This window comes from Marinobacterium profundum (assembly GCF_001528745.1).
In the GTDB taxonomy this organism is placed as follows: domain Bacteria; phylum Pseudomonadota; class Gammaproteobacteria; order Pseudomonadales; family Balneatricaceae; genus Marinobacterium_A; species Marinobacterium_A profundum.
In genome coordinates, this window is record NZ_BCNS01000050.1 from 1 (window position 1) to 2,560 (window position 2,560).

Below are 2,560 nucleotides of genomic sequence, written 5' to 3' on the forward strand. Positions count from 1 at the left end.
CACCCCGAGAAGCAGGAAGCGACTCAGAATAAGGCGGCATAACAAAATGGTCGGCACGACAACTACGTTGACAAACACCGCGACCACCGCAGATGAGGCGCTGTATGACAAGACCACATTGCGTACTTTCAGAAGGGCTCAAAAACGCAGCGGCCTGTTTCGTGTTTGATAGGGGTAAATTACAGATTCAACTCGACCACCTGTCGTGATAATTAATTCCGTGAAAAATTGGCCCCCAGAGAATATGAAAAATACGCTGACTTGCGTTGAACTCAATAAAGGGGATCCAAGGGGTTTACCCCTGGCCGCGGAGTCTTACGGAAAAGCGCAGCTTTGAAGTAAGACATAGTCGGTCACTCGGTCTTGATTTTATCAAGCTAAAAAAAAACGAAAAACCATCTCTTATAACCAAGAAAACTCTATTATTTCATCTTGCTGCCAATAAGGATTATCTACGAGATATCGAGCAGTTTAATACCCTATTCCAAACAGATATTGTTAGTAAAGCATGTGGAAATTAAACTCAACAATGATTATGGATCTAGACTCGAGCCATGAGATAAAACGATGATTTTAACGGTGGTATCTGTTAGCAGTCAGATAGCCGGCAACACTAAGGTTGCCGCCAAGTTTGATAGACCTAACATGGTAAATTTCCTGTACGCAGGTAACGCTGCCACATTGCGTTCGCCGGGTAGTGCGGATTGCCAATGCTGTCGAGGATCAGTAACGGCGGTTCCTCTGTCACAACCATTACACGAACGGCAACCGTACCGTTCGATAGGTATTTTAGATCGTGATTCAGTGAGCGAAAAAACAGGCGGTGCTTAAATAATACACGCATAATTTGCATCGATTATCCTCCAGCAGGTCTACGAGCTTAGCAAAGTAGAGACGATAAGCTAACCGGCACCAATAAATTTAAATTATAACTCCATAGAACCTAAAGCCGGCATTATACGCGCCAGTCTAAACTCAGAAAGTTCGCGATCATTAAAGACATAAAGCCACCGACTCATGAGTACTTTTACAAAAATGGAGAACTTGGTAAATGGCAGCTCGGAGCGGGACGGACGACCTACCGGAGCTGCAAAATAAATCCCCGAAATATCGGTACTGAGCCCCTCGCGCAGTTGAGCAAAGCTAAGTTCATCTTTAACCATCCAGTCATAAAATATGCCGTAGATTTCTCCAATAGAATAGCGTAGAAGAAAGTGAAGCGCTCGATAGTTTATTGTATTTTTAAGTAAATATGGCCGATCCGAAAAGTCTGGAAAATCCCATTGTGTAAGGTCGGAAGAGCTCAATGCAGACTGGGCATCCTGAACCGCCACACGAAGAATATCATGCATAATTACATCAACGAAATATAATGACAAAAGTGGGTTTGTCCTAAAAACATCCAATCCATTTTCGCCGACAAGAAATTTATCAATTTCGCCCCTTGATAGACAGGAGGAACTTTTATAATAAATAACTCGATCACGCGCTTTGTGCTTGCAGCTACATGAGCAGTCCGCGAGTAATCGTCCTGCAAGATCATTTTCCTCACACAGGTCCAATACCTTCTCCAGCCCTTCTTCAGTCGGCAGTAAGGCGTCGGTAAACGCAATCGGACAAGCAGGAGGATTGTACACAGTCCAGTGATCTGCACATGCCCTCAACGTATCGCAAATGAACACCACTTTTAGACTGTCAGTGCGTTTGTTCGTCTGAAGATGATGCATATGTTTCTCATCCGTCCCTGATTTGGGGACAATGTATCACGTCTCTAAAATAGGGACAATGATCAAGACGATTAACAATACTCGCTACGATGACCTGATTCGCTGGCTACGCTGCGCCCGTGAAGAGGCAGGCTTAACCACGCGAGAGCTGGCAGCGCGCCTGGATGAGCCCTTTCAGTTTGTTAGCAAAGTCGAGCTCGGGCAGCGCAAACTTAATGTCTACGAGTATGTGCAGTACTGTGAAGCGCTAGGCCTAAACCCAGGGGATGGACTGGTGCTTCTCAAGAAGAAATCACCGACAGCCTGGTCTGGCAAGCCTACAACAACTGCGCCGGATCTGTAACCTCGCCCCCTACCCCGTTGCCAGGCTGCGTATGTGCCATCAACCGCAGTTGAACCACATAGTTATCCAGCACATCCGCCAGCACCTGATCGCTCGAACTGGCTTTCATGAACTCCTGCAATTGCTCTAATCGCGACCTGACAGCCTCACCCTCGCTCCGAAAAGCCTGAGCCTCGATAGGTACCTGTAAAGCAACCTTAAGCGCATTCAGTGCACGTGTTGCGGTCTCACGCTCGCGATTGATCACACCCACGCGACTCACTTCGCCGGTCAGCCGGTCGATCTGCGCATGCAGCACTTTTGTTTTTTGCCGCCAGCGTTTTTCCGCGCGGTGCTCGAAGAGCTTTTTGAGACCAAAAAATCCCAGTATTCGGCCGCCCAGTGATTCGTACGGCTTGAATTTTTCCACCAATGCCTGGGCCGCGACCCGCGCATCCTCCGCCGTTTGGCGCGCCTGAGCCGCAACAAGCGCATCCGCCTGGGCTTGCTG

Annotated in this window: 3 protein-coding genes; 1 reads left to right on the forward strand and 2 read right to left on the reverse strand. The window is 47.7% G+C overall.

Annotated elements, in window-relative coordinates:
• Positions 1–926 precede the first annotated feature (926 nt).
• Entirely contained in the window at positions 927–1,727 is an 801-nt protein-coding gene (locus MPRO_RS25670; RefSeq protein WP_158651729.1) for a hypothetical protein, read from the reverse strand.
• A gap of 58 nt (positions 1,728–1,785) precedes the next feature.
• Here MPRO_RS25670 and MPRO_RS02795 point away from each other — a divergent pair, with 58 nt between their 5' ends.
• The gene (locus MPRO_RS02795; protein WP_067286652.1) at positions 1,786–2,070 is read left to right on the forward strand and encodes a helix-turn-helix domain-containing protein; all 285 of its coding nucleotides are present in this window, start codon (positions 1,786–1,788) and stop codon (positions 2,068–2,070) included.
• Here the strand turns inward: MPRO_RS02795 and MPRO_RS02800 are convergent.
• The coding region (locus MPRO_RS02800) for a hypothetical protein (protein ID WP_158651730.1) at positions 2,045–2,560 on the reverse strand (516 nt) is incomplete at its 5' end. The two genes, MPRO_RS02795 and MPRO_RS02800, sit on opposite strands and share 26 nt — an antisense overlap.

Excerpts from the sequence above, each read along its gene's own strand:
- MPRO_RS25670 (WP_158651729.1), bottom strand. The coding sequence starts at position 1,727 with ATGCATCATCTTCAGACGAACAAACGCACTGACAGTCTAAAAGTGGTG.
- MPRO_RS02795 (WP_067286652.1), top strand. The coding sequence starts at position 1,786 with ATGATCAAGACGATTAACAATACTCGCTACGATGACCTGATTCGCTGG.